A 2,951-nucleotide genomic window follows, 5' to 3' on the forward strand; every position below is an offset into this window, starting at 1 on the left:
ATGACTAATGAACTAATGAACCAAAACATGGGTATTTATGGGTGTTCCTTAAACAAACTTTTCCCTCTTACGCCATGCGCCACGCTCTCTGCGCTTTGCGTCCCGATAGCTATCGGGACTCATGGGTATTTATGGGTGTTCTTCAAAAAACCAACCACCACCACGTCATTGCGAGGAGGTACGACGAAGCAACCTCTGCGCGCCAGTCACAAGCGACCGGTAACCCGCCCACCAAATAACCCCCAGACAGGACTAATGAACTAATGACCCAATGACCAATGACCAAAATATGGGTGTTTCAAAAAACCATCCACCACCACGTCATTGCGAGGAGGTACGACGAAGCAATCGCTGCGCGCCAGTCACAAGCGCCAGGTAACCCGCCAACCAAATAACCCCCAGACAGGACCAATGAACCAATGAACCAATGAACCAATAACTCACAACTTCCACCCAAAATAATACTTCTCCGGCTTTGCGCGGCTCAAATTTCGCTGCTGCTCCAGACGGTAACCAATAGGCTCGTTAAATTTATTGGAGTTCACATTGGCTGGTTTTTCAGCACCGGCTACCGGTTTATCATAAGGCCCCGGCGCAGCTTTAGGAGTCTCGGCCACCACGCTTTTAACAACTTCAGCCGTTTTAGCCGTTTCAGCCGACGAAGCTGGAGCGATGGCGGCCCGAACACCCTCCTCCCTTGTCGCCAAATCCGCCTCCCGTTGCTTTAAATCGCGTTCCTTTAAGTACAATTCCCTTTGCAGCGTTTCAAGCTTCACCTTTTTATCGTACAGATCCTTATCCAGCGCATCAATACTGTCATCCTCAAAGCGGTCATCCTCGTTCAGGTCTCCTTTGTCCACATAAACCGCCTCCTGTGGTTCCGACGCTTTTTGCTCCACCTCATAAAACTTAATGTGTTTGGCAATTTTTTCCAAAGCCGCCAGTTTATTGTGTAAGCGCAATTGCACGGTAGTGCCATATTTTCCTTCCGAAACCTTCAAACTCCATATCGCGCTCTTTTTATCATCCAATATGTCGCCCATGGCCTTCACACGCCCATCATCCCCAAAATAATCGCCCATATTGGCAAAAGCTACTTTCATCAGTTCGCCCAAAAGCGTTTCGTGGCTCACCTGCAGTTTCTTACTCGCCTCGGCCGTCCGCTCCTTCAAATAAGCCTGTATCTTGGGCATTTCCATCAATTGCCCGTTCATGGCCGTGGCCTGCGTATACCCCGCCCGCAAGGCCGCCCGGGTAGCGTTCATGTCCATCAAATACTCATCGCAAAAGCGTTGTTGTTTGGGTGTTAAAGTAAACGCATCAATCGTTTTCATATTTATAATTGTTGGTTTTTTGTTAGAAATGCGATAAAAATGCCCCGTCAGGGGCTACCCTAAATCACAGCCATGTCCAACGCCTCAACAGCATTCCAGGGCACAAAAAGGTGTTTTATTGCAAATTACATGCAATATACGACGAATAATTTATTATTACAAAAATTACAAAAGATATAATAAAAAGCACGACCCTGCCGTGTTGGTCTCGGCAGATATCGGAATGTCATCAACAACCGTAGCCACTTCCAAATGCTTCCCCCAAAAGCTATTTCCCCAACGCCTGCGCACGCGTTTTTCCAATCAAAGCAAAAGCTATCTCATCTTAAAAATTCTCAAAAAAATAATTTTTTTGACCTCGTTCAACTGTTTTTTGTTATCCGGCTAATCAACAGCATTTTTTAAATTTCACCAGACTTTAACCAAACGATAAATATGTTTTCAAAAAAATTAATTTCAACAAAGATTTTAAAAAAAACTAAAAAAAATAAATCAAAGAATAAAAAATTATCCTTTTGAAAATCTAAAAATTGTTTGTTTTTTTTAATTTTTTGACTATATTTTAACAAGTTATGAAGGCACTTTTACGCACCCTGTTTTTCCCCCTTGTTGTGTTGCTTTTTGGCCAAGTGGCCTGCGCGCAATATTTGTCTCGTTCGGTAGTGGCTAACCAGGCCGAAACCGTTAAATCGCCTAACTTGATACTCACCTATGTATTGGGCGAACCTATTTCCGATTTTTTACCAAACACAGGACCCGGCACCAACGCACCCCTGTTTTTGACCGCGGGTTTTCACCAGCCGGACGTTGATGTGCAGACCTTATTAAGCACCAATATATCGGGTTCATTGGTATTATATCCTAACCCGGCAAGCGGAGGTACGGTAAAACTGGCCTTTAACCACGTGCCCGATGGTATCTACACCGTCAACCTGGTTGATGCGTCGGGCAAAATCCTACAAACACAATCTGTTACCTACAGCAACCATAACTTTTTATACCTCACGTTGGATGTTTCGAATTTGGCGGGGGGCATCTACTTTATCAGTGTGGTTAATCAGTTAAACTTTCAGGGACAGGTTAAACTCATCAAAATTTAGAAACACACCCTTATCACCTATACAATGAATAAAAAATTACTCATCCTGCTTATTTCGGTCTTCGCGTTATGCGGCACGGCCATGGCACAATCTACAGCTTTTAAATACCAGGCCATTGCCCGGAGTGTAAATGGCGGTTTATTGACCAATACGCCCCTGAACATCAGGCTATCCATCCGCACCGGCACGCCCGGCGGTACAGTGGAGTACCAGGAAACCCAAAGCACCACTACCGACCAATTCGGCTTGTTTAGCATAGAAGTAGGCAGCGGTACCCCAACCGTGGGTACATTTGCCAACGTAAACTGGACGAGCGCTCAAAAGTACATCCAAACAGAAGTAGACTTGGGCAGCGGTTATGTGGTAATGGGTGTTTCAAAATTATTGAGCGTGCCCTATGCGATATTTTCATTTAATCCGGGTAACCCGGGTAAAACGGGTGCTACCGGTGCAAACGGAGCTACGGGCGCGACAGGGGCAACTGGTAATAACGCTCGAATGGTGTAACCGGTGCTAC

The 2,951-nt window shown here is 45.4% G+C and carries 3 protein-coding genes; 2 read left to right on the forward strand and 1 reads right to left on the reverse strand.

Annotated features, from left to right (window positions below; all coding sequences use genetic code 11):
• Positions 1 to 440: 440 nt before the first annotated feature.
• On the reverse strand, positions 441 to 1,334 hold the full coding sequence (locus QZX97_RS15410) for a terminase small subunit (protein WP_295664768.1): 894 nt from the start codon (positions 1,332 to 1,334) through the stop codon (positions 441 to 443).
• Positions 1,335 to 1,906: 572 nt separating this feature from the next.
• Here QZX97_RS15410 and QZX97_RS15415 point away from each other — a divergent pair.
• A complete protein-coding gene (locus QZX97_RS15415; RefSeq protein ID WP_295654260.1) occupies positions 1,907 to 2,434 on the forward strand; it encodes a T9SS type A sorting domain-containing protein in 528 nt (175 codons plus the stop codon).
• A 24-nt stretch (positions 2,435 to 2,458) separates the two neighbouring features.
• Entirely contained in the window at positions 2,459 to 2,941 is a 483-nt protein-coding gene (locus tag QZX97_RS15420) for a hypothetical protein (protein ID WP_295654261.1), read from the forward strand.
• The last annotated feature ends 10 nt before the right edge of the window (positions 2,942 to 2,951 follow it).

This window comes from uncultured Mucilaginibacter sp. (assembly GCF_903893715.1).
GTDB lineage: Bacteria > Bacteroidota > Bacteroidia > Sphingobacteriales > Sphingobacteriaceae > Mucilaginibacter.